Annotated in this window: 20 protein-coding genes and 1 tRNA gene; 13 read left to right on the top strand and 8 right to left on the bottom strand. The window is 67.0% G+C overall.

Translation table 11 applies throughout. The features are described 5' to 3' along the window. Positions 1-3 precede the first annotated feature (3 nt). Positions 4-864: a type IV toxin-antitoxin system AbiEi family antitoxin domain-containing protein gene (locus ACLBYA_RS04255; protein ID WP_447708103.1), complete on the bottom strand. Its 861-nt coding sequence runs from the start codon at positions 862-864 to the stop codon at positions 4-6. Between the two features lie 117 nt (positions 865-981). On the opposite strand from ACLBYA_RS04255, the gene ACLBYA_RS04250 reads away from it, so the two are divergent. Further along, positions 982-1,518: a hypothetical protein gene (locus ACLBYA_RS04250; RefSeq protein ID WP_447708102.1), complete on the top strand. Its 537-nt coding sequence runs from the start codon at positions 982-984 to the stop codon at positions 1,516-1,518. Positions 1,519-1,554: 36 nt separating this feature from the next. On the opposite strand, the gene ACLBYA_RS04245 is transcribed toward ACLBYA_RS04250, so the two are convergent. Further along, the gene (locus ACLBYA_RS04245) at positions 1,555-2,580 is read right to left on the bottom strand and encodes an NAD(P)H-dependent glycerol-3-phosphate dehydrogenase (RefSeq protein ID WP_447708101.1); all 1,026 of its coding nucleotides are present in this window, start codon (positions 2,578-2,580) and stop codon (positions 1,555-1,557) included. A gap of 281 nt (positions 2,581-2,861) precedes the next feature. On the opposite strand from ACLBYA_RS04245, the gene ACLBYA_RS04240 reads away from it, so the two are divergent. The 10 genes from ACLBYA_RS04240 to ACLBYA_RS04195 are packed head-to-tail and all read left to right on the top strand — an operon-like array spanning position 2,862 to position 13,127. Next, on the top strand, positions 2,862-3,740 hold the full coding sequence (locus ACLBYA_RS04240; protein ID WP_447708100.1) for an MlaE family ABC transporter permease: 879 nt from the start codon (positions 2,862-2,864) through the stop codon (positions 3,738-3,740). A 2-nt stretch (positions 3,741-3,742) separates the two neighbouring features. Next, positions 3,743-4,600, top strand: coding sequence for an MlaE family ABC transporter permease (locus ACLBYA_RS04235; protein WP_447708099.1), 858 nt, complete (start codon positions 3,743-3,745; stop codon positions 4,598-4,600). Next, a complete protein-coding gene (locus tag ACLBYA_RS04230) occupies positions 4,601-6,172 on the top strand; it encodes an MCE family protein (RefSeq protein ID WP_447708098.1) in 1,572 nt (523 codons plus the stop codon). It abuts the gene before it with no gap. Then, a complete protein-coding gene (locus ACLBYA_RS04225) occupies positions 6,172-7,227 on the top strand; it encodes an MlaD family protein (protein WP_447708228.1) in 1,056 nt (351 codons plus the stop codon). Before ACLBYA_RS04230 ends, ACLBYA_RS04225 begins: the two co-directional genes overlap by 1 nt. Continuing rightward, positions 7,220-8,239, top strand: a complete 1,020-nt coding sequence (locus ACLBYA_RS04220) for an MCE family protein (RefSeq protein ID WP_447708097.1) — start codon at positions 7,220-7,222, stop codon at positions 8,237-8,239. The genes ACLBYA_RS04225 and ACLBYA_RS04220 overlap by 8 nt, the downstream gene beginning before the upstream one ends. Then, positions 8,236-9,348, top strand: a complete 1,113-nt coding sequence (locus ACLBYA_RS04215) for an MCE family protein (protein WP_447708096.1) — start codon at positions 8,236-8,238, stop codon at positions 9,346-9,348. Before ACLBYA_RS04220 ends, ACLBYA_RS04215 begins: the two co-directional genes overlap by 4 nt. Then, positions 9,348-10,511, top strand: a complete 1,164-nt coding sequence (locus ACLBYA_RS04210; protein WP_447708095.1) for an MlaD family protein — start codon at positions 9,348-9,350, stop codon at positions 10,509-10,511. The genes ACLBYA_RS04215 and ACLBYA_RS04210 overlap by 1 nt, the downstream gene beginning before the upstream one ends. Then, on the top strand, positions 10,508-11,758 hold the full coding sequence (locus ACLBYA_RS04205) for an MlaD family protein (protein ID WP_447708094.1): 1,251 nt from the start codon (positions 10,508-10,510) through the stop codon (positions 11,756-11,758). The genes ACLBYA_RS04210 and ACLBYA_RS04205 overlap by 4 nt, the downstream gene beginning before the upstream one ends. After that, complete coding sequence (locus ACLBYA_RS04200; RefSeq protein WP_447708093.1) at positions 11,755-12,360, top strand: Mce protein; 606 nt, start codon at positions 11,755-11,757, stop codon at positions 12,358-12,360. Before ACLBYA_RS04205 ends, ACLBYA_RS04200 begins: the two co-directional genes overlap by 4 nt. Positions 12,361-12,365: 5 nt before the next feature. After that, positions 12,366-13,127 carry a DUF3298 domain-containing protein gene (locus tag ACLBYA_RS04195; RefSeq protein ID WP_447708092.1) on the top strand — a complete coding sequence of 254 codons (762 nt, stop codon included), beginning with the start codon at positions 12,366-12,368 and terminating at the stop codon, positions 13,125-13,127. A 149-nt stretch (positions 13,128-13,276) separates the two neighbouring features. Here the strand turns inward: ACLBYA_RS04195 and ACLBYA_RS04190 are convergent, their stop codons facing one another. Beyond that, the gene (locus ACLBYA_RS04190) at positions 13,277-13,768 is read right to left on the bottom strand and encodes a YajQ family cyclic di-GMP-binding protein (protein ID WP_447708091.1); all 492 of its coding nucleotides are present in this window, start codon (positions 13,766-13,768) and stop codon (positions 13,277-13,279) included. Between the two features lie 76 nt (positions 13,769-13,844). Between ACLBYA_RS04190 and ACLBYA_RS04185 the strand changes: the two genes are divergently transcribed. Together ACLBYA_RS04185 and ACLBYA_RS04180 are read left to right on the top strand one after the other, a co-directional pair. Beyond that, a tRNA-Tyr gene (locus ACLBYA_RS04185) sits at positions 13,845-13,927 on the top strand. A 764-nt stretch (positions 13,928-14,691) separates the two neighbouring features. Next, complete coding sequence (locus ACLBYA_RS04180) at positions 14,692-16,161, top strand: PE-PPE domain-containing protein (protein ID WP_447708090.1); 1,470 nt, start codon at positions 14,692-14,694, stop codon at positions 16,159-16,161. 51 nt (positions 16,162-16,212) lie between these two features. On the opposite strand, the gene ACLBYA_RS04175 is transcribed toward ACLBYA_RS04180, so the two are convergent. The 5 genes from ACLBYA_RS04175 to ACLBYA_RS04155 all read right to left on the bottom strand — a co-directional run bounded on the left by ACLBYA_RS04175 (position 16,213) and on the right by ACLBYA_RS04155 (position 23,213). Further along, complete coding sequence (locus ACLBYA_RS04175) at positions 16,213-16,977, bottom strand: cutinase family protein (RefSeq protein ID WP_447708089.1); 765 nt, start codon at positions 16,975-16,977, stop codon at positions 16,213-16,215. Between the two features lie 170 nt (positions 16,978-17,147). After that, the gene (locus tag ACLBYA_RS04170) at positions 17,148-19,115 is read right to left on the bottom strand and encodes an acyltransferase family protein (RefSeq protein ID WP_447708088.1); all 1,968 of its coding nucleotides are present in this window, start codon (positions 19,113-19,115) and stop codon (positions 17,148-17,150) included. A gap of 88 nt (positions 19,116-19,203) precedes the next feature. Further along, entirely contained in the window at positions 19,204-20,283 is a 1,080-nt protein-coding gene (locus tag ACLBYA_RS04165) for a GGDEF domain-containing protein (RefSeq protein WP_447708087.1), read from the bottom strand. 26 nt (positions 20,284-20,309) lie between these two features. Beyond that, positions 20,310-20,783, bottom strand: coding sequence for a TspO/MBR family protein (locus ACLBYA_RS04160; RefSeq protein ID WP_447708086.1), 474 nt, complete (start codon positions 20,781-20,783; stop codon positions 20,310-20,312). 66 nt (positions 20,784-20,849) lie between these two features. Next, the gene (locus tag ACLBYA_RS04155) at positions 20,850-23,213 is read right to left on the bottom strand and encodes a lysylphosphatidylglycerol synthase transmembrane domain-containing protein (RefSeq protein ID WP_447708085.1); all 2,364 of its coding nucleotides are present in this window, start codon (positions 23,211-23,213) and stop codon (positions 20,850-20,852) included. Between the last annotated feature and the right edge of the window lie 69 nt (positions 23,214-23,282).

Below are 23,282 nucleotides of genomic sequence, written 5' to 3'. Positions count from 1 at the left end.
ACGTCAGCGCGCCGAAATCGCGGTGTGGATCACGGAGATGACGCGTTCGGGATACTCGACGAGGTCCAGCCAGGTGAACCGCAGTACCGTCCAGCCGTTGAGGACGAGATAGTTTTGCCGCCGGCGGTCGTTCGCGAACTTTTCCGGATCACTGTGAAAGGCCCAGCCGTCGACCTCGATGGCCACCGTGATGCCCCGAAAAGCGACGTCGACCTTGTACGGGCCGACCGGAAGGTTGGCCACCCATCCGGTGATGCCGTGCTCCTCGAGCAGCTTGATCAGCAGCCGTTCTGCCTCGGATTGTGCGCCGCTCTCGGCGGCCCGGAGCAAGCGTCGCGCTGCCGGTGACCCGTACCTGCCCTTGTTCCGCATATGTGCCTGCCACAGCTCGGGCAACGTGCCGTCGCCTTGAAGCGCGGTGTCCATGATCTTCGGGCCGCCGCCGCGGCGGGCAGCGGCTTCCACTGCCGTCAGGGCGAGCGTGGTGACGCGCACGCCGCGGGACTCGATGACATCCCGTGAGTCCAGATCGCGCCTGCGCACTCGGCATCCCGTTCGGCGGCGCCCGTGGCTGTTGCGCGGAATGGTGATCTCTATTTGAGCCGGTGCGAACCGGGTCAACCCGTGCCACCACGCGGCCGCCAGTCCACTTGCGGTCGCGTGCTCCCCGTAACCCCACACCGCAGCTCGGACCCGGGCCGCATCCGTGAAGGGCCGGTCATCGACGAAATAGACGCCTGGCGCACAACGCATCCAATGCCCCGACCGAGCTCGACGGCGCACTGAGGCCGAACTCAGGCCGATGCGCGCGGCCTGCCGGAGGGTGATGACGCCGTCGTGCCGCCGAAGGTGATCGTCCAACATGAAAGATTCGACGCAGCGCACCCGCGATCGGTTCCGTCCTCTGCGATTTCGGCGCGTGTACGTACGCTCACCGTACGAAAACGCGCCGAAATCGCGAGACGAGATAGGGTAATGCCCATGCGTACACGAGGTTTGCTGCTTGCGGTGGCGGCCGCTGTTGCCCTGGGTACCCCCGCGGTGGCCGCGGCCGAACCGCCGGCGCCGCCGCCCCCACCGCCACCGCCGAACATCGGCGGCTACGAGCCGGTGCGGCCCTCGGAGTTCGCGGTCAACGACGGCAGTCTGTACGCCTTCACCGCCGGCGCAGGAATCACCTGTGTCATGAGCCGCAACAACGGCAACTACGGCTGCAGCGGAGCGTTCCCGGGCGCGCCCGGCGGTGCCAACGTGGTATCCGGCGGACAGGTCGGTGCACCGGTCTTCGCCAATGCCGCCAACCCGATGTTCGTCGGCGACAAGCCCGCCCAGGCGCTGCCGGCCAACTCGCGCATCAGCTTCCAGCACGTCACCTGCGGCACCGACGGGGCGATGGTCACCTGCCAGAACTCGTTCGATCAGTCCGGCTTCGTGGTCAGCCCCGGCGGCAGCTGGATCGTCAACCCGAGCAACCCGCTGCTGGACCGGCCCGAGGGACGCAACCCGTATTTCAACTGAGCGCTCCGCGCTCGGCCTCGACTGTGCCGCCGGGGCTCAGAACCCCGACCCGTGCACCTCGTGGCCTGGGTTCTCGACCATCAGCCCGCGGTAGGCGTCCTCGACCGTGCGGCCGTGGTTGATCACCCCGTCGACCTCTCGGGCGATCGGCATGTTCAGTCCGTACTTCTCGGCGAACTCCATGATCACCGAGGCCGCCTTCACGCCCTCGGCGACCTGGTTCATGGCCGCGATGATCTCCTCGACGGTCTTGCCCGACCCGAGCTGTTCACCGACGTGCCGGTTGCGGCTGCGTTGTGAGGTGCAGGTGACGATCAGATCGCCCATGCCGGCCAGTCCGCCGAAGGTGTCGCGGTGCCCGCCCATCGCGACACCCAGCTTGGACATCTCGGATACCGCCCGGGCCATCACCATGGCGCGGGTGTTCTCGCCGATCCCCAGCGAGTAACCCATCCCGACGGCGATGGCGTAGACGTTCTTCAACGCCCCGGCCATCTCGACGCCGACGACGTCGTCGGTGGTGTAGGTGCGGAACCGTCGGGTCCGGAACAGCCCGGCCAGGTTCGACGCCAGATGCTGATCGGGCATGGCCAGCACCGCCGCGGCGGCATAACCCTCGGCCACCTCGCGGGCGATGTTGGGTCCGGCCAGGATGCCGGCCGGATGCCCGGGCAGAACCTCGTCGACGATCTGGCTCATCCGCATGTTGGTGCCCTGCTCGAGGCCCTTCACCAACGACACCACCGGCACCCACGGCCGCAGCTCGCGGGCCAGCTCGATCAGCACGCCGCGGAACCCGTGCGACGGCACGCCCATCACGATGACGTCGGCACACTGGGCCGCCTCGGAGAAATCGGTGGTAGCCGCCAATCCGTCGGGCAGCACGCACTCGTCGCCGAGATACCGCGAGTTGCGGTGGTTGTCGTTGATGTCCTTGGCGGTGTCCTCAGAACGCACCCACTGCAGGGTCGGCCCGCGCCGCGCACAGATCGAGGCGACGGTGGTTCCCCAGGACCCGCCGCCGAGGACGACGACGTTCGGTTCGCGTTGTGCAGGTGCCATCGGCTCAGCGTATTGCGGTGACGGTCCGCTCAGCAGGCAGTTGGGCAACTGTATCCGTCGCGGTCGCTGGCCCGGCGTAGCTAAGTTAATGCCGATGTGCAACTAGGCGACAGGATCCGTAGCCGACTGCGCTGGCCCATACGGCGCGCTTATCCCAGATTTGCTGAGAGTGCTACGCTGCTCGCGCGAAATATGTGAATGAAAATTCTCCGAAACGTTGACGACAAACGAGCGCCGGCTATACCGTGCCAACCACCGCGAGTGATCGGCCAGTAGGTGGCATGACGCGGTACCGGGAGGGATCGACTTTGGCTGAGCGCGTGTCCGGTTCGGGCAACGGCCTCGACGAGGTCGGGAACTGGGCCGACGGGTACGTCAAGCGCCATCCGATCGCATCGCTGCAGACGGTCGGAGACCAGTTCGTCCTCGGCGTCCGCACCATCCAGCATCTGTTCGTCGATCTGTTCACCGGGCAGTTCCAGTGGCAGCAGTTCATCCGGCAGGGCGCGTTCATGGCGGGCACCGCCGTGGTGCCGACCGTGCTGGTGGCGTTGCCCATCGGAGTGACGCTGTCCATCCAGTTCGCGCTGCTGGCCGGACAGGTCGGCGCCACCTCGTTGGCCGGTGCCGCCAGCGGGCTCGCGGTCATCCGGCAGGCGGCGTCCCTCACCGCGGCGATCCTGATGGCCGCCGCGGTGGGCTCGGCGATCACCGCCGATCTCGGCTCGCGCACCATGCGGGAGGAGACCGACGCCATGGAGGTCATGGGCGTCTCGGTGATCCGACGTCTGGTGGTGCCGCGCTTCGCCGCGGCGGTGATGATCGGTGTCGCGCTCACCGGTGTGGTCTGCTTCGTCGGCTTCCTGGCCAGCTTCCTGTTCAACGTCTACTTCCAGAATGGCGCGCCCGGCAGCTTCGTGGCGACGTTCGCGTCCTTCGCCACCACCGGCGACATGGTCGTCGCCCTGGTGAAGGCGGTCATCTTCGGCGCCATCGTCGCGGTGGTGTCCTGCCAGAAGGGGTTGTCCACCAAAGGCGGACCCACCGGCGTGGCGAACTCGGTGAACGCCGCCGTGGTCGAGTCGATCCTGTTGCTGATGATCGTCAACGTCGCGATCAGCCAGCTCTACATCATGATGTTCCCGCGGGTGGGGCTGTAGACGTGGCGGCGACGACGTTCGTCCCCAAGCTGCTGGCTCCGGGAGCGCAACTCGGGCATCGGCTTTCGGTGCCGTTGGCGCGGCTGGGGCACATGGTGGTGTTCTCCGTGCGCGCCGTCGCGGCCGTGCCGCTGGTATTGCGCCAGTACCGCAAGGAATTCGTCCGGCTGCTCTCCGACGTCACCTGGGGCAACGGGTCCCTGGTGGTCGGCGGTGGCACCGTCGGGGTGGCGATCGTGCTCGGTGTGACCGTCGGGGCCCTGGTCGGCATCGAGGGCTACAACTTCCTGGACCTGCTCGGCCTGGGCCCGGCCACCGGCATCATCTCCTCGCTGGTGAACACCCGCGAATTGGCGCCCATCGCACTGTCATTGGCGTTCGCCACCCAAGCCGGCTGCCGGTTCACCGCGCAACTCGGCGCCATGCGCATCGCCGAGGAGATCGACGCCCTCAACGCCATCGCCATCCGCCCCATCCCATACCTGGTTACCACCCGGCTGATGGCCGCGGTGGTTGCGACGGTGCCGCTGTACGTGGCCTGTCTGGCGGTCAGTTACCTGACGACGCAGATCGTGGTGATGCTGATCAGCGGCGGCTCCAATGGCTCCTATATGCACTATTTCGCGCTCATGCTGTCCGGGCAGGACATCATCTACTCGTTGGTCAAGGCCGTCATCTTCGTGCTGATCGCGTCGGCGGTGCAGTGCTACTACGGTTTCTACGCCTCGGGCGGCCCGGTCGGCGTCGGCGTCGCGGCCGGACATGCCATGCGGGCCGGCATCACCGTCGTGATCATCGTCAACATGCTGCTGACCATGGCGCTGTGGACCGTCGACTCCGGAGCGAGGTTCGGCGGCTAGATGGCACAGACCCTGGAGATCGACGGCACCGGACCCACCGATCGGCACTTGCTGTTCTACGGCATCGCGGTCGCACTGGTCGGTGCGCTGGTCGCCGGACTGCTGCTGATCAAATCGACCGGCCGACTGGACTCCTATGTGCGGGTGGTCGCTGCCCTGCAGAACGTCGGTGACGGACTGCCGCAACGGTCCGACGTCAAGTACCACGGACTGCTGGTCGGCATGGTCGAGGCGGTTACCCCGGCCACCCACGGGCGGCCCAACTTCGTCGATATCAACCTCGACCCCAGCTACGCCGGATCCATCCCGGCGACGGTCACCGCACGCGTGGTGCCCAGCAACGTCTTTGCGGTGTCCTCGGTGCAGCTGGTGGACAACGGGCCGGGTCCGGCCATCGCCGCCGGCGCCGAGATCGGTGAGGACACCGAGCTGCCGACGGTGCTGTTCCAGACCACCATCTCCAAACTGCGCGACATCCTGGCCGCCACCGGCCGCGGTCGTGAGGACACGACAGTCGGTGTGCTGGCCGCGGTGAACGCCGCCACCGAGAACCGGCGCGCCGAATTGCTGGGCAGTGGAGCACAACTCAACCGGCTGATCGACCAGCTCGACGCCATCGTTGCCACTGAACCGGACGGCACCACCGTCTCGGCCCTGATGGACGCCGCCCGCGGCCTGCAGCAGACCGCGCCGGAACTCGTCGACTCGCTGCACCAGGCCGTGCAGCCGATGCAGACGCTTGTCGAACAACGTTCCCAGCTCACCGCGTTGGTCAACGGCGGCATCCACACGGTGGGCACCACCCACACCGCACTGAACAACCACACCGACCGACTCGTCGGCATCACCTCCGATCTGACCCCGGTGCTCGGGCAGCTGGCCGACACCTCGCAGCACTGGGTGCCGGCCTTCGTCAAGCTGAATGAGCTGTCGGACAGGTTCTTCGAGCACGCCTGGATCGGCGACCACGATTTCGGCAATATGCGGATCAACCTGTCGTTCACGCCGAGCTACACCTACACCCGGGCCGACTGCCCCCAGTACGCCGGTCTCAAGGGTCCCAGCTGCTACACCGCGCCGCTGGTGCCGACCCGGCCCGAACTACCGGATGTGTTGCTGCCGCAGAACTATCAGCCGCCCGCCGATCTCGCCCCGCCCGCCGGGACCGTCGTCGGACCGAACGGCAACCTGGTCGCGGTCGGCCCGCCGCTGGTGAACCCGAATCCCAGCCTCGCCGACCCGAATCCGCCGCTGCCGCCCGGGATGCTGCCGTCGCCGCCGGTGCCGGGGACGGCGAACCCGGCGCTGATCCCGGTGCCACCGCCACCGGTGCTGCAGTCACCGCTGGCCCCGGTAGCGCCGCGCCCCGGTGCCGCGGAGGCCGCCCCGGCCTCGTTCGGCGCCCATGCTGGATCCGCCGCCTTCGGCGGCAATGTCGGACCGGTCGGCAGCGCGCAGGAGCGCGATGTACTCAGCGCGGCGGTCGGCCAACCTGCCAGTACCGCGACACAACTGCTGCTCGGCCCGGTGGCGCGCGGCACCACGATATCGGTGGCGGAGAGACCGGCGTGATCAAGTACCGCGGCGCATTGATCGGATTGTCACTGTTCATGGTGGTGGCGGTGACGCTGACCTGGCTGGTGTACGTCACACTGCGCCGTGATGTGGCCGGGCAGACGGTGCCCTACGCCGCGGTGTTCACCGATGTCTTCGGCCTGCGTGAGGGCGACGACGTCCGGATGGCGGGGGTACGGGTAGGGCGGGTCGAGAAGATCGAACTCGACGGCGCCAACGCCAAGGTGTCCTTCGTGGTGCAGGACGATCAGCAGGTGCTCGCCAACACGGTCGCCTCGGTGACCTACCAGAACATCGTCGGACAGCGGTATCTCGGTCTGTCACTGGGCAATATCGGCGGCACCGAGCGGTTGCCGGCGGGCAGTGTCATCCCGGTCGACCGCACCGACCCGTCCTTTGATGTCGGCACCCTGCTCAACGGGTACGAGCCGTTGTTCAGCGTGCTCAACCCGCGTGATGCCGACAACCTCACCAAGGGTGTCATCGCCTCCCTGCAGGGTGACGACGCCTCGATCGTCGCCCTGGTGGATCAGACTGCCCGCCTCACCGAGTCGTTCGCGGGTCAGGACTCCGAACTCGGCGCGGTCATCACCGACCTCAACACGGTGGCCACCAATCTGGCCCAGCACAACGGCGATCTGGACCACGTCATCGCCCAGACCCGCACCATGGTCAGCACCTTCGACGCGCGCCGGCCGGAGCTCGTCGAATCGATGGGCTCCATCTCCCGCGTGGTGCAGCAACTCTCCGGCATCGCCGACGATGTTTATCCGTCGGTGAATTCGTTGGTGACACGCCAGCCCGGCTTCGCCGAACACCTGGTGTCCATCGAGCCTCAGTTGGCGTTCGCTGGCGCGAATCTGCCGTTGCTGCTCAAGGGTTTTGCGCGGATCACCAATGAGGGCGCGTACGCGAACACCTACGCCTGTGACCTGAACGCGCTGGGATTCTTTCCCGGCCTCAACGATGTGACACCGATCATCGTGGACGCGGCGACCCCCGGAAACAAGGCGTCCTACAGCCCCCGATGCAGGAACATGGCCGATGGCTAGACAGAAGATCGAGAGTTACAGCCGGCTATGGCTCGGCGTCATGGCGGTGGCCGTGGTGTCGGTGCTGATCGGCGCGATGCTGCTGATCAAGGTCGCCGATATCGGCTACACCCAGTACACCGCCCGGTTCCTGCAGGCCGCCGCACTCAAGGAGGGCAACCCCGTCACGGTGGCCGGTATCCCGGTGGGTGAGGTCAAGAGCATGAAGCTCGCCGGCGACCACGTCGAGGTGAAGTTCAAGGTGCGCAACGATGTCGGCCTCGGTACGGACTCCCGGGCCACCATCAAGATCACCACAATCCTCGGGTCGCGCTACCTGGCCCTGCAGCCGGCAGGGGACGGGTCGTTGCCGGACAAGACCTTTGAGCTGTCGCACACCGAGGTGCCCTATGACCTGCAGGAAGCGCTGGCCGATGTCACCACCACCTACGAGCAGGTCGACTCGGACAAGTTCGCCCAGACGTTGAGTGTGCTCGGCAAGCAGATGGAGGGCCTGCCCGCGGTGGTGCCCCAGGCGTTGGCCAACACCCAGACGCTTGCCGACATCATCGCCGGCCGGCGCGATCAGCTCGGCACGCTGCTGCAGACCACCGAGACGGTGACCAACACGCTGCGCGCCCAACAGTCCACGGTCGGCAATCTGGTCGACCAGGGCAACGCGCTCGTGGGTGAGTTCGTGCTGCGCCGCGCCTCATTCCAGGCCATGCTTGCCGCGTTGACATCGCTGGTCGAGACGTTGAGCGGCGTCGTCATCGACGACCGCGCGGAGTTGGAGGAGACGCTCGTCAACGTCCGGCAGTTGTCGGACATGCTGGGCCAGCACGACGATCTGGTGCGCAGCATCCTGCAATCCGGTCCGGTCGCCCTGCGTGGGCTCGCCAACGCCACCGGCAACGGCAACGCCGCCGATATCAATGTCGCCAACGGTCTGCTGATCGATTCGTGGATGTGCGCCATCAGCGGCCGCGCCGAACAGTTCGGCATGATCCAGTACTTCCAGGACTGCAAATGACACGGACCAGGATGCTCGTCTTCGGTGCACTGGCGACCGCATTGGTGGTGCTGGCCGGTGCCATCGGCTGGTCGGTGGTGCGCGACCGGATCAACACCATCAACCTGATCGCGCAATTCGACAGCGCCGCCGGCCTTTATGTCGGCAACACCGTCGCGGTGCTAGGCATGCCGGTGGGGGAGGTCACCGCGATCAACCCGAAGGCCGGGTACGTCGAGGTCGAGTTCACCGTCGACAAGGACGTCGCGGTGCCCGCTGATGTCCAGGCGGTCACCGTGTCGAACTCGATCCTCACCGACCGGCAGATCGAACTCACCCCGCCCTACCGCGGCGGCGACACATTGCGCAACAACGCGACCATCGGATTGAACCGCACCAAGACCCCGGTCGAATTCGCCCGTGTGCTCGACGTGTTGGACAAGCTGTCGGCCTCGCTGCGTGGCGACGGTCAGGGCAACGGGCCGCTGGCCGATGTGGTGAACGCCAGCGCCGCGATCGCCGACGGTAACGGACAGCAAATGAAGGACGCTCTGGGTGCGTTGTCGGAAGCATTGCGGCTCAGCGCGAATCGCGGCGAGGTGACCGGTGGTCAACTCACCACCATCATCCGCAACCTGAGCTCGCTGATGCAGGCCGCCGCCGACAACGATGCGACACTGCGCGATTTCGGCTCCAATGTGCGTCAGCTCAGTCAGATCCTGGCCGACGAGAACTTCGGCAGCGGCACCACCGGCAAGAACATCAACGAGGTCCTCACCCAGGTGGGTGATGTGCTGGCCAAGCATCGCGACGATATCAAGGCGCTGGTCGCCAACGGGGATATCGCGATGACCACGCTCACCGAACACGAGCGCGACCTCGCCGAGTTCCTGGACCTCACCCCGATGACGCTGGACAACCTCTACAACATCGTCGACCGCAACAGCGGATCGGCGCGTGCGCACGTCCTGGTCGACAAGGTGCTGTTCGACACCCAGACGGTCAAGGAGATGTGCAACATGATGGGTCTGCGCCAATTAGGTTGCAGTACCGGCACACTGCAGGACTTCGGACCTGATTTCGGGCTGTCCTACATGCTCGACGGCATGACGGCGATGGGGCAGCGCTGATGGGGTTCCGGGTCAAGTGTGTGGCACCGCTGGTGCTGTCGGCCTGGCTGGCCACGGGCTGCGCCACCGAAGGGCTGGCCAGCCTGCCGCTGCCCGCGCCGGGCGGCAACGGGGACGGCTACACCATCACCGCGGTGTTCTCCAACGCGCTGAACCTGCCCGCCAACGCCAAGGTGAAACTGGCCGGCGCCGATATCGGCGAGATGGAATCCATGGAGGCCCACAACTACACCGCAGTCACCCGACTGCGGATCATGAACGGGGTGCGGTTGCCACAGGGCAGTACCGCCGAATTACGTTCCGCGACACCGCTGGGTGATGTGTTCGTGTCGATCCGGCCGGCCGCCGATACTGCATCGAGTACCTCGCTGCTGCGCGACGGCGACACCATCGGCATCGAATCCACCCAGGCCGCGGCCACCGTCGAATCGCTGTTGAGTTCGGCGGCGATCCTGGTCAACGGCGGTGCGGTGCGCAACTTCACCAATATCATCAACGGCCTGGGCAAGGCCACCGGCGATCAGGGTGAGGCGTTCGGCACGCTGATCGCCAAGACCAACCGGACCCTGGGCACCCTCAATGCGCGTTCGGAGCAGTTGTCGGAGGCGGTATCCGAAACCTCCCGGCTGGTCGGCTCGATCGCGGCCAAGAACGACGCGGTCGGGGAGTTGATGGCCGCCGCCGGACCGGCCACCGAGGCACTGGCCGAACACACCACCCAGATCGCCGATCTCGTCGTCCAGCTCGGCGACACCACCGATCAACTGCGCAAGTTCCCGTCGATCGCGGGCACCGATACCAGCGGCCGCAGCATCATCGCCGATATGGACACGGTGGCCGGCGCCTGGAACGACGTGGCGCTGCACCCGGATGCGACCCTTTACGCCCTCAACAAGATCATGCCGCCGTTCGTCAAATCGACGGCCAGCAACGCGATCTCGACGCGGGCAAGTATCGACCGCCTGGTGCTCGGCTCGATCCCCGATATCGGGTTCGCCGGCGATCCGGGCTTCCACGGGCCGAAGCGGTATGACTGGCACAAACTGGTCGGCAGCCTGCAGTACACCCTGCTGCGCCTGCAGGAGCGGGTGGTCGGGCGTGGACCCGCGGGGCCTCAGCTGCCGGTCATCCCGGCGCCGGCGCCGGGGGAGCCGCCACGATGATCAACCAGCTCGCCAACACCGCGGTGGCGGTCGTCAAGGCCGGGCACCGCAAGAAGGCCTGGCTGTCGGCGCTGGCCCTGGTCGGGGTGCTGGTGGTGGCCACCGCGTACCTGCTCGTCGGTGCGTTGCGGGTGCAGCCGTTCGCCTCGGAATACCGCGTCACCGTGGAACTTCCGGAATCCGCCGGCCTGCTACCCAACCAGGACGTCACCCTGCGCGGTGTACCGATCGGCCGCGTCGAACGCCTCGACATCACCACCGGCGGGGTCAACGCGATCGTCAACATAGACTCCCCGGTACCGATTCCGGCCTCGGCCGATGTCAAGGTGTCCGGGCTGTCACCGGCCGGCGAGCAGTACATCGACTTTGCCGCCGAGTCCGATGCCGGACCGTTCCTGCAGGACGGCAGTGTGGTCGCGCTGGGACATGCCACCGTGCCGGTGAGCCTGGCGCAGCTACTCGCCGATGCCGACGGTGCGCTGGCCCAGGTGGATGTCGGCAAGCTCGACACGATCCGCCGCGAGTTGAGCATGAGCGACGCCGGTCCCGGCAAGCTCAAGGACATCATCGACGGCGGGACGTTCCTGCTCTCGACGCTGGATTCGGTGCTGCCGGAAACGACGAGCCTGCTCCGCAGCAGCCGGGTGGTGCTGCAGATGGCGGCCGACAAGAGCGCGGGCATCGCGGTGGCGTCGGACAATCTGAGCGCGACTTTCGCGGGCGTGAGCGGCATGCAGGACGGGTTCCGCCGGTTCACCGATGAGGCTCCGGGCGCATTGAATTCGGTCGACAACCTGTTCACCGACAACTCCGACACCATGGTGCAACTGCTGGGTGATCTGACCACCACCTCGGAGCTGTTGTATCTGCGGGTGCCCGCGCTCAATGCACTGTTCCCGACGTATCGCACCTCGGTCCTCGATGCGCTGGGCAGCATCATGCACGACAACGGGCTGTGGGTCACCGGCGATATCTACCCGCGCTATTCGTGTGATTACGGCACGCCGCGTCGTCCGCCGTCGAACGCCGACTATCCCGAGCCATACATGTACACCTACTGCCGCGACGACCATCCCGGCCTGTTGGTCCGCGGCGCGAAGAACGCACCACGGCCGGCCGGTGACGACACCGCCGGGCCGCCCCCGGGAGCGGACCTGGGCCGCACCACCGATCCGACCCCCAAGGGCCGGTACACCATTCCGACGCCCTACGGCGGTCCGGTCCTGCCGATCGAGCCACCGCGATGAGCACAGCAGAGGAGAACACCGTGAGCACGTCCACCGACGTCGAGGAAGAACTGGTCGAATCCGACGAGACCACCGACGAGACCCCCGAAGCCGAGGTCGACACCGAGGCCGTCGAACCCGCACCACGTCGCCGGCGGCTCCTGGTCGGTGTTGTCGCGGTGGTACTGGTTGCGCTGCTGGGCCTTTCGGGATTCCTGGGATGGCAGCTGTGGCAGTCGCGACAGGTCGCCGCGGCCGGGCAGCAGGCCCGCGATGCGGCGGTGTCGTATGCGCAGGTGCTCACCAGCATCGACTCGAACAAGGTCGACGAGAACTTCGACCAGGTGCTGGCCGGGGCCACCGGCGAGTTCAAGGACATGTACTCCGAGTCCAGTATGCAGTTGCGGCAGTTGCTGATCGACAACAAGGCCTCCGCACACGGTGTCGTCATCGACTCCGCGGTCCAGTCGGCGACGAAGGACACGGTGGTGGTGCTGTTGTTCGTCGACCAGTCGGTGTCCAACGCTCAGGTGCCCGACCCGCGTATCGACCGCAGCCGCATCAAGATGACGATGCAGAAGGTCGACGGGCAGTGGCGTGCCGCCAAGGTCGAATTGCCCTGAGCATCATGAGATTCCTGATCGGCTTCCTGGCCGCTGGGCTGCTGACGGCTCCCGGCGCGGTGGCGTCACCGTCGTTCTGTGCCGAGCTGGGCGGTGCACAGGCCGGGCCGTACTGCCAGCTGTCGGTGCAGTCGGACCGTAAGGCGGTGCGGGATATCAAGGTTGCCGTCCCGGACCTGATCGACGACCCGGTGGCCGGCCCGGTGCTGCGCGACTACCTGCGCACACTGGTGGGGAACTGGGCGCGGGTGGGCCGCGGCATGGCGGCAGACAGCTACGGCGAGGCCAACTTCGAGGTGCTGCGACGCGGTGACGTGATGTCGGTGGTCTTCCGTGAGACGTATCACGCAGACGGACCGGACTTCAACAATGCCTACCGCACCTTCACCTTCGGTGGCGGTCGGCAGCTGCAGCTGGCCGATCTGGTCACCCCGGGTGTCAACCCGCTGACCGCGATCGAGCCGCTGGCCCGACCGTTCGTCGTGCAGGCGCTCGATGCCGCCCCGCCCGTGCATCAGCCCGGGTCCTATCCGTTCGTGGCCGACCGGTGGACACCGGACAAGGTGTACTCCGGTGGATACAAGGCCTGGGCGCTGAGCGGCGACGAGCTGATCCTGTACATGCCGGACTACCCGGTGAGCCATGACACCCCGGTGGACTTCACGCCCGGTGTCATGCAGTGGTCGATGGATGGTGGCACCGTGCAGGCGCGCATCCCGCTGGCGGCGTTGGCGCCGGTGCTGCGGCCGGAGTACGGCGGGGTCTAGCTGCGCGCCGGCTCTGTACGGCGAGTATCCGATGAGTGCCTATGACGAGACCGACGTGAGGGTCGCGGATTCCGGGCGGTATCGCTGGATCGGCAACCCTCACGTCGATCTCGGCGTAGCACTCTGTGGGTAGTGCCGGCCCGAGCTCGTCAGCGGTAGTTGACGAACTGCAGCGCCACCGGCAGGTCGGCGCCGCGCAACAGCGCCTGCACCGCCTGAAGGTCGTCACGCTTCTTCGAGCTGACCCGGATCTCCTCGCCCTGGATCTGCGCCTTGACGCCCTTGGGGCCTTTGTCGCGGATCAGCTTGGTGATCTTCTTGGCGTTCTCGCTGTCGATGCCCTGCTTGATGCTGCCGATGACCTTGTACGTCTTGCCGGACGGCTGGGCTTCGCCGGCTTCGAACGCCTTCATGGAGATGTCGCGGCGGATCAATTTTTCCTTGAAGACGTCGACGGCGGCCTTCACGCGCTCCTCGGTGGAGGACACCAAAATGATGCCTTCCTCACCCTGCCACTCGATGGTGGTGTCGGTGCCGCGGAAGTCGAATCGGGTGGTCAGCTCCTTGGCTGCCTGGTTGAGCGCGTTGTCGACCTCCTGGCGATCGGCCTTGCTCACGATGTCGAAGCTTGAATCCGCCACTGGACCCCTCCTCTTGCTACATGCGGTTTTCGTCTTCAGTACATCCTCTTGTACTCTGCTACTCGCACCAAATCCCGGCAGGTTGCCCGAGCGGCCAATGGGAGCGGACTGTAAATCCGTCGGCTAACGCCTACACAGGTTCGAATCCTGTACCTGCCACGCTGTTCAGGCCCCCTTTCGAGGGGGCCTGATGCGTTTGCGGACCTACCGCATTCGGCGCAGCGCCTCGGCGCGCAGGGCCTCCATGCGGTCGGTGAAGTCTAGGAGTGCGCCAGCATCGCTTTACCGAATTCGTTGAGCACTTGTTCGTCGGTCAGCGACCGCACGGAGTTCTCGGAATCCGTCTGATGATCGCCGGCCACACCGGTGGCTGTAGCCACCGACGGCAAACCGCAACTCTGGCAAATTCTGCCCACCCCGGCCCGCACCCTCGTCCGCCGTTCGGTTGAACCTTGAAGTCGTTGCGCAATCAAGCAGCTGACCGTAGCAAACCGCGGCGTAGCCCTTGGGTGCGATGCGGTGGCGCCGGTAACACCAGGCATCGCCTGTTCGCGGCCGGGAACGCCGATGGTCGGCCACTCACCCATAATTTGCTCCGGCGATAATTATGAATCGCTGCCATCGGCTGATGGCGGAGCTACGGGTTTGCTGAATGGTTTCAAGACAACTGCTGCGCACGGCCGGGTATCGGCCGGTAGCTGTCCACGGTACACCGACAGCGGCGCGTTATCCGGCTACCTCGCGACGCTCCGAGGCCGTGTCAAGCCCCGTTGATCTTGACGAGAAGTCAAGCCGCACATGACGTATGGTCACAAACGGTGTCGACGCCAGGTCGCATCTGTGGCGAAGAAATCTGAATCATCGCGCCGGCCGGGGGGCCTTCGGTTCGCTCCGCGTCCGGACGAGCCCGCAAAGGAGCCAACATGAGCGGACGTCACCGGGTAAAGAAGCGCAATCGGGTCGCCAAGGCCGTGGCGGTGCCTGCCGCCGCAGCCCTGCTGGCCGGCGGGATCGTCGATCATTCGATGCCGGCGCCCCAGGAACCCGCGGTCATCCACCAGCAGCAGCACCGGGTTATCTCCAACCGGGCCATCGAGCTGGCGGCCCTGGCCCTGTTCGCGGTTCCGGGTGCCGGTGTGCAGTTCCCGCCGGGCGCGCTGGCCGAGCAGGACAGCGGTGTCTGGCTGCGCATCGCGGACCTCACAGTGCTCAACGATCCCGACCGCTATCCGGGCACCGTCACCGCGGCCTCGGTCGACGCCGGTGCCACCTGGCTCACCGAACTGCTGTTGGCCCGTGACCCGTCCACCACCGTCAGCGCCATCAACACCGGTTCCTACGGTGGCCGCGTCGCCGCCGAGGCGCTCAACCGCCTTGCTGATACCGGCTACGACATGTCCAGCGTGTTCGGCGTCTTCTACGGTGACTCCAACACCCCGGGCACCGGCATCTTCTCCCGGTACGGGCCGGACGAGCCGACCTTCGGCTCCGATGTCCTCGGCGGCGCCATTGCGCTTCCGGACGGGACCTATCTGCGGATCAACCGCGAGTACGACCCGATCGCGTACTTCCCGAAGTACCTGCTGAACCCGATGAGCTGGATCCAGCTGGCGGCCGGCTTCATCTTCGAGCACTCGCGGTTGCAGGATTTCGACTTCGAGGATCCCGAGAACATCGTCACCGTCGACGGCAACGTCGTCACCGTGCGGGTCAACAGCCCGGTGATGCCGCTGCTGATGCCGCTCAAGGTGCTCGGCTTCCCGACTCGGATCATCGACGCGTTCCAGGCCATCCTGCAACCGATGGTCGAGAGCACCGGCATGTACGAGACGGGCAAGGTGGGCTTCCTGCCGTCGCCCCAGAAGATCTTCGAACAGCTGCAGGCCGTCGCAGCGGGCTTCGAGAAGGCGAGCCAGATCCTGGCCGGGACCTATGTCGCGCCCGAACCGCCGGAGCAGCCGGTCGTCACGCTGCCCGACACCACCACCGAGCTCATCGATGCGATGGAGGATCGCGACGAGCAGCTCAACGGTGTTCTCGCCGGCACACCGCGGTACGCCGCGTCGCGGCCGCAGCAGCGGATGCTGACGGTGAGCACCGAAGAGGACCGGGACGACGAGATCGTCGACGACAAGGGCGATTCCAAGAAGGACGCCATCGACGAGAAGAAGTCGGACGACGAAGAACTGAAGGACGAACTGGGCGCCGACGAAGCCGAGAAGGACGCGGACGACAAGTCCGCGGACGAAAAGGGTGACGCCGAGGAGTCCGACAAGACCGAACCGGCTGCCCCAAAGGACGATGAGCAGCAGGCCGCGGACACCAAGCCGGACAAGCCGGCGGACAACGACAAGTCCGCTGACAACAAGGACGTCGGCGGCGATACCGAATAGCCACACACAGATCGGGCCCCCTCGAATGAGGGGGCCCGACTCGTGCCGGTGTCAGCCGGCGTGTGCGGCGGCCTGGATGACGGGCGCGGCGGGGGCGGGGATACCCAGCCGGCTGGCCACGAAATCGGCTGCCTGGTCCGCCATTCCGTTGACCTTGTAGGAGCTGTGAGCCGAGCGGTCCAGACCGCCGGGGTAGCAGATCGGGTCACCGACGGCGCACAGCTGCAGGGTCTTACCGGCGTACAGGTCGCCGATGGCGATCGGGGGAGCGCTGCGGTCGGCCAGGTTCAGGAACCAGGGGCTTGGGGTGCCGAACAGGACCACGGCCGACACATGCGGGGCCACATCGGCGGGCATCGGGCCGGTCAGTCCGGCGGGCAGGACGAACCCGGCGGGCACGCTGCTGCTGGTGCTGTAACCGGCCACCGCGGCGCCCTGCGAGTAACCGCCCAGCACGATCTTGGTATCCGGGCACTGAGCCGCGATGGCCTGAATCCGGTTGGTGGCGTCGGCAATACCGTCGACGGCCCGGCCGAAGTCCAGCGACGCCGGGTAGTTCACCCCGTACACGCCTACCGGCTGGCCCACGCGTGCGTTCAGGGCGTTGACGAAGGTCTGCCCCGTCGCGCCGACCCCGGGACCCTCGAAGGTGCCGCGGGCGAACACCACTTCGACCGGCGCACAGGAATCGTCGGCGGCGTTGGCGGTGGCCGCCGACCCGGCAAACAGTCCCGCGGCGACCGCGAAGACCGCCATGGCGGCGAAGACTGCCGACCGGACCGCGTTTAATGCCCTGCTCTGTGGCGATGCGCTCATGAGATTTCCCCGTTCTGGAATCTGCTGTGCCATCGCTGTGAGTAGAGGTGGCAGTTACCTGCTACAAGCGGGCGCAGCGGGCAGGGATTCCGGTCGGGTGCAGTGATCCATCTCACTCACGGGGGTGGAATGGTGGGCGCCGAAATCGGGGTTCTAAAGGCCCCGAAAACTCACCACCAGCCGGTCGCCCCACCGATCTGCCGACCCAACTCGTCGGCCATGGTGCGCACATAACTCGCCGACAGGTGGTGCGCATCGTGGTAGATCAGCACGTTGCCCTCGGCGGCCCGACAGATGGTCGGCCGGCACACCGCATCGGACAGATCCAGTAGATAGAGCAGCGGATAGGCCGCGTCGTAGTCCAGGGTGGGGTTGCGATCGGCCAATGCCTCCGATCGCGGCACCCCGCAGGTGTCGGCATCGTCGCCGTCGGCCAGGCAGTCGACGGGGGAGAAGAACCGGCCGTCGCGCAGCATCCACGGGGTATCCCGGATGCCGAGCATGCCGATACCGTTGGCCGACAACTCATCCCAGACGCCCAGATAATAGTCGGGCACATAGTCGCCGTCACCGTCGAGGATCGGCCGGGTGGTGGTGAAGAAGACAAAATCCGGGCGGTCCTCGACGATTTGCGCCAGCGCATTGTCCGACCAGGTGCGGCACGACGGATACGGCGTGAACGGCCCGGCGATGATCGGCACCTCCGCCGTCGTCAGCGGGCAGCCCATCTTCATGTACGTCGTCACCTTGAACCCGTGCTGGCGACCGAGCGCATGCAGTGCGGTCAGCCAGTGCTCGGAATGCGAGCCGCCGGCCAACGCGATGGTGCGCGACGCGGTGGGATCTCCGTAGGTGCAGGAGACGACCTCTTCACCGCCGAAGTCGGCTAGGCAGTGGTCGACCGTCGAGGCCGGCACGTCATCGGAGGCCTCCAGGCCCGTCGGTCGCATCGGCAGCTTGGACACCCGCGGGTTCGCCAGGATCGCCAGCGCCCCCGGGTAGTCACGGATCGGCAGGGTGGCCAACTCGGTGCCGCTGTCGCGGACCTGCTCGACGTGCTCGCGCCAACCGGTCGCCGAGGTCGCCAACGCCAGCACCAGACCCGCCGTCACCGCGACGGTCAGCACCGGTGCCCACGTGCCCGACGGGATCCGCACCCAGCGCCACGTCAGCCACGCCAACCCGATCGATGCGCCCACGATCGCGGCGGCCTCGCCGACGCCGACGGTGTCGTCGTTGGTCTGCGCCAGCCAGAAGATCAGCAGCGGCCAGTGCCACAGATACACCGCATAGGCCGACCCGACCACGCCCGCGCTCGGTTCACCGGCCGGCCCGCTTGCCACCACCAGCACCGTCGCCAGCACCGGCACCAGGGCCCACGGTCCGGGGTACTCGGCGACCCCGTCCACCAGCACCCCGGACACCACGATCGCCGCAACCCCGACAACCACGGCCACCCGCCGCAGCCACACCGGCCACGTCCGGCGGCCGACGACAAACGCGGCGAGCACCCCGGCCAGCACCTCCCATGCGCGGGTCAGGCTGCTGTAGTACGCGACGGTCTGATCCTGCGAGTTCTGCATGAAGGCCCACACCGCCGAGGCCACCGCGACGGCCGCCAGCACCACTACCAATACCCCGCGGCGCCGGATCGACCAGGCCAGCAGGACCACCGCGAGCAACACCTGACCGGCCACCGACAGCGCCCAAAGCTGCTGCAGCGGGGTGACGGTCTGACCGGCCTGCACATAATCGGCGGCGGTCGTGGCCAGATGCCAGTTCTGATAGAAGCCGAGGCTGGGCAGCATCTGTTCGGCGAACGATTCCCACCGGGTCTGCGGCTGTACCAGGATCGTCAGCCCGGTCGCGACCGCCAGAAGCAACACCAGCGCCGGCGCCATCCGCCGCACCCAATGCCAGGCCTCGCCCCACACCGACCCTTCACAGCGAAGGATGCGGGCGCCGAAGAAGTAGCCGGCCAACACCAGCAGCACGTCGACACCGCCGGACACCCGGCCCAACCACAGATGGCCGATGACGACGAGGGTGACCGCGATGACGACCAAGGCGCCGAGATCGCGTCGGGTCTGGCGCCCGACGGGCGCAACGGGAACCGGGGTGAGCTGTGTCGTCTGCAAGGTCGGAAGTCCTGGCTTGTCGCCGAACCGACCTCGCCGGACGTGCGTGTTGCCGCACAGAGCATAACGGGGCGGGCAGTCCGACGCCTCAGCGTGCGATGGCCACCCGGTCGCCACCGTCACGCTTGGCGCTGTACATCGCGGTGTCGGCACTCTGCAGCAGCCGGTCGAACTCCTCGATACTGTGCACCGCCCCGCAGGCCGCGCCGATGCTGGCGGTCACCGCGGGCGGACCGACCGCGGCGACGGCCGCGATCAGGCGGTCACCGGCCTCGGCCGCGTCGTCGAGCGGCAGCAGGTCGACGACGACGAACTCCTCACCCCCGCTGCGCGCGGCGAACGCGGGACGCCGCAACGCAGCACGCACCCGGTTGGCGGTCTGCACCAGCACGTCATCGCCTGCGGCATGGCCGTGCAGGTCGTTGATGCTCTTGAACTTGTCCAGGTCGATGACGAACACACACATCGACTCGTGCTGGTTCGCGTGGATCATTCGCATGACCTGTTCGCGCAACCCGCGGCGGTTGGCCAGGTTGGTCAACGGGTCGACGAGCGCCTCCACCGAACTGTTGCGAATGAGCCAGAACCCGAATTGGGCGAACGGCAGGATGAACACCGTCACAAGAAACGACAGCACCGATTTGCTGATGGCCAGCGGCACGGCATCCGGATAGTCGGAGATCCCCAGCCGCACCGCCAAGCAGACAATGGCCACGATGGTGATCATCAGGTGCACCGCGGTCGCGCGGGCGCCGTGGAAGAACATGATGTAGATGCCGGTCACCGCGAACAGCGGTGTGGTGGTCAGCCCGACCAGTGGGTCGGCGCGGGCGAAGCCGATGACGGCGATCCCGATGTCGATCGCCAGGAAGATGCCGATCGACCGGCTCGGCGACGGCCACGGGAAGAAGAGCCAATAGATCGGCCACAGAAACGCCGCGACCGCCACCGAAAGCACCGCCGCACGGGACAGCGTCTCGGGTGGCGACAACTCGGTGAACAACACAGCCAGCAGCGCCAGTCCCATGCCGACACCCACGGTGGCGATCACCGCGCGCAGTGGCGTCATGAAACCCCGGGCCCGTAGGAAGTTCAGTACCCAGGAGTGGTCGACGTCGTCGTTCCACCACAGGCGGAACTGCTGCCAATAATGTGGCGCCGGGGCCATTCGCCCGACTTTAGAGCCGACCCACGTCAGCGCCGATTCAAAACCCAGATATGGGTGGACAGCGCGGTGGCAAACGCGCACCAGGCCGGATACAGCGCCAGCGGTGCGGCCTTCACACCACGCACCGCCGTTGCCCGCCGGGTCAGGTCGGCGCTGCTGACCGTGAGCGCGCCCGCCGCCAAAGCCGAGGCACCCAGCTTGCGCTGATTGAAGAACAACCACGACCAGCTGCCGTTGAGAATCAGGTTGATCACCAGCGACGTGATGTAGGTGCGGCGCACCTCGGGCGGGGAGTCATCGAGGGTCTGCGCCGAGACGGTGGCGATATCGGCGTACAGCGATGTCCACGCGATCGGGAAGGCCGCCGACGGTGGTTGGTAGGGCGGCTTGCGCAGTTTCGCGTACCAGTCGGATTCGACGGCGGGTTTGCTGGCCAGGCTGCCGCCCACCGCGGTCGCGGCGACGGCCAGTGCGGTCGGGGCAAGCGTGCGAATCTGCAAGGAACACTCCAGGCTCGAAATGAATCGGTACCTGCATGTACCCGCGGGCCATGGCTCACAAACTCGTCAGATCATGCCCTTGCGGGTCAGCCACCCCATGATTCGCCAGCCGACGAACACCGGCAGCCAGCAGGTCAGCACCCGGTACAGCAGCACCGAGGGCACCGCGATCGCGGCGGGCACCCCGAACGCGGCCAGGCCACCGATCAGCGCGGCCTCCACGGCACCGACACCGCCGGGCGTCGGCGCCGCCGAGGCCAGCGTGCCGCCGATCATCGTCACCACCGTCACCGTCACGAACGAGGTGTCGCCGCCGAAGGCCTCGATGCTGGCCCACAGCGCCAACGCCGACCCGAGCGTGGTGCCCGCCGCGCCGAGCACGATCAGCCCGAGCCGCTTCGGTTCCCGGGACAGCTCCCACAGATCGTTCTTGACCTCCTGCAGCCGCGGACGCACGGCGGTGGCCAGCCAACGCCGCAACTGCGGCACCACCAGGAACACCCCGACCAGACCCAGCGCCACACCGGCGACCAGATAGAGCACGGTCGCGCTCGGCACGAAATGCGACAGGTTGGCCGACGCCCCGGCGATGGTGGTGAACAGAATCAGCAAGATGATGTGCACCATCACCTGCACGCTCTGCTGCAGCGCGACGGCGGCGGTGGCGCGCATGGTGGACAACCCACCCTTCTGCAGCACCCGGGTGCTCAGCGCCAGACCACCCACACCGGCCGGGGTGGTGGTGGCGGCGAAGGTGTTGGCCACCTGCATCACCGCCAGGTGCCGGAACGCGACCAGCCCGTCGGCGCACGCCCACAGCGCGCCGGCCGCGCCCAGATACCGCAGCGCCGAGACCAACAACCCCAGCAGCGCCCACCACCAGTTGGCGTTGCCGAGCTCATCGAAGAACGCAGGCACCGTGCTGATGAACGGGTAGGCGACGTAGACCAACGCCACCCACAGCACCAACTGGATGACCTGGGTCCGGGTGAACCGGGTGATGGTCTCGGTGCGAATGCTGTCGGCCCCGGTCTGGATCATCACCTGATCGCGGGCTGCGGCGATGACGGCCTTCGGATCGTCGACCGAATCGCGGATCCGGGCCGGCACGGCGGTCTTGGTGAGCCGCCGCGATGCGGTGAGCACGGTGTCGCGACCGAAGGTGTCGATGGCGGCGGCCACGGCGGCTTCCGGGTCGTACATCGCCGAGGTGGTCACCAGCAGCTGGGCGATATCGGATTGCAGCTGGGCGTCGGTGGCCCCGTACTCGGCATTGGTGAATCCGCCGAACTGCACCCGCCCGTCGTGCACGGTGATCTCGCCGCAGCACAGGTCGCCGTGCGAGATCTGGCTCTGGTGCAGCTCGTGCAGCGCGGCCCACACCGCGCCGACGGGAGCGGCTGCCGCGCTGAGCGGCACCCCGCGGGCGGGCTTGCGGGCGTACAGCGTCCAGCCGCGGTCCAGCGCGCTGACCGAGACCGATGACACGTTCGACAGGCCGAGGGTGTCGACGGCGATCGCCATCAGCGCGCGGTGTTCGATGGTGCGTCGCATCGAGGCGTGCAGCGGTGCGGTCTCGTCGGCCCGCAGCCGCAGCTTGCGCCACAGCTGGCTCAGCGCGCCGCCGCTGCGCTGGTTGGGTCCGTACAACTCGACGACGGCGGTGCTGTCCGGGCCCGTCGCCGCGAGCACCAGCGGACCCTCGCCGGGCGGGCGGATGACGGCCAGCGCCGACACGATGAACCCGCGCCGGGTCAGCGCGCGCACCGCGCCGTCGAGCGGGACCTCCAGCGCCGGGGTGCCGACCACCCACACCACCAGGGCGCCGACGAACCACCCCACGGACAGACCGAGCAGCGACCGGGCCGGCACCACGGCACTGACCGCGAGGTGGATGGGGACGAACGCCAGCAGCAGCACCCACCAGTAACGGCGCAGCCGGCGCGACAACCACGGACCGGACACCGTCAGCACCGCGGCCAGTAGCGCGATCCAGCGGGGGTCGTCGAGGAACTGGGACAGCTGGGTGTCGAGCCGGTCGCGCAGGTCGAAATGCCACTGCGGGGCCGCGATACCACGGCCGGTGATGGACAGCGCGAGCACCGCGATCAACCCGGCCGCGCCGTAGGCGGCCAGCAGCATCCAGTGCCTGCCGATGACCAGCTGCACCAGGATGACGAACGGCAGCGCCAGGATCGCCACGCCGTAGGCCAGGTACACCAGATTGGACTGGGTCGGGGTGAGCACGCCGATGATCTCGGAGATCGACCGCTCCAGCGACACCCACTCGTTGCGGGTGATCAGCGAGCTGGTGATGACCACGGCCAGAAACGCCGCCGACAGCACCACCCGAAGGATCTCGTTGGTGCGTTTGGTCAGCGGTTGCAGCAGGCTGCCGGTGACGCTGATGTCCCGACCGTCGACTCGCACGGGGACCAACGTAACCGGGCCGGGCGGGGTTCCGTGTGAAGCGTGACGTTCGGCGCTATGGGAGAATCC

The organism is Mycobacterium sp. C31M (assembly GCF_053345865.1).
This window is presented reverse-complemented; position numbering and strand designations above follow the sequence as displayed.

Coding starts and splice junctions, on each gene's coding strand:
- ACLBYA_RS04255 (WP_447708103.1), bottom strand. CDS start 864: ATGTTGGACGATCACCTTCGGCGGCACGACGGCGTCATCACCCTCCGG.
- ACLBYA_RS04250 (WP_447708102.1), top strand. CDS start 982: ATGCGTACACGAGGTTTGCTGCTTGCGGTGGCGGCCGCTGTTGCCCTG.
- ACLBYA_RS04245 (WP_447708101.1), bottom strand. CDS start 2,580: ATGGCACCTGCACAACGCGAACCGAACGTCGTCGTCCTCGGCGGCGGG.
- ACLBYA_RS04240 (WP_447708100.1), top strand. CDS start 2,862: ATGACGCGGTACCGGGAGGGATCGACTTTGGCTGAGCGCGTGTCCGGT.
- ACLBYA_RS04230 (WP_447708098.1), top strand. CDS start 4,601: ATGGCACAGACCCTGGAGATCGACGGCACCGGACCCACCGATCGGCAC.
- ACLBYA_RS04220 (WP_447708097.1), top strand. CDS start 7,220: ATGGCTAGACAGAAGATCGAGAGTTACAGCCGGCTATGGCTCGGCGTC.
- ACLBYA_RS04215 (WP_447708096.1), top strand. CDS start 8,236: ATGACACGGACCAGGATGCTCGTCTTCGGTGCACTGGCGACCGCATTG.
- ACLBYA_RS04210 (WP_447708095.1), top strand. CDS start 9,348: ATGGGGTTCCGGGTCAAGTGTGTGGCACCGCTGGTGCTGTCGGCCTGG.
- ACLBYA_RS04205 (WP_447708094.1), top strand. CDS start 10,508: ATGATCAACCAGCTCGCCAACACCGCGGTGGCGGTCGTCAAGGCCGGG.
- ACLBYA_RS04200 (WP_447708093.1), top strand. CDS start 11,755: ATGAGCACAGCAGAGGAGAACACCGTGAGCACGTCCACCGACGTCGAG.
- ACLBYA_RS04195 (WP_447708092.1), top strand. CDS start 12,366: ATGAGATTCCTGATCGGCTTCCTGGCCGCTGGGCTGCTGACGGCTCCC.
- ACLBYA_RS04180 (WP_447708090.1), top strand. CDS start 14,692: ATGAGCGGACGTCACCGGGTAAAGAAGCGCAATCGGGTCGCCAAGGCC.
- ACLBYA_RS04175 (WP_447708089.1), bottom strand. CDS start 16,977: ATGAGCGCATCGCCACAGAGCAGGGCATTAAACGCGGTCCGGTCGGCA.
- ACLBYA_RS04165 (WP_447708087.1), bottom strand. CDS start 20,283: ATGGCCCCGGCGCCACATTATTGGCAGCAGTTCCGCCTGTGGTGGAAC.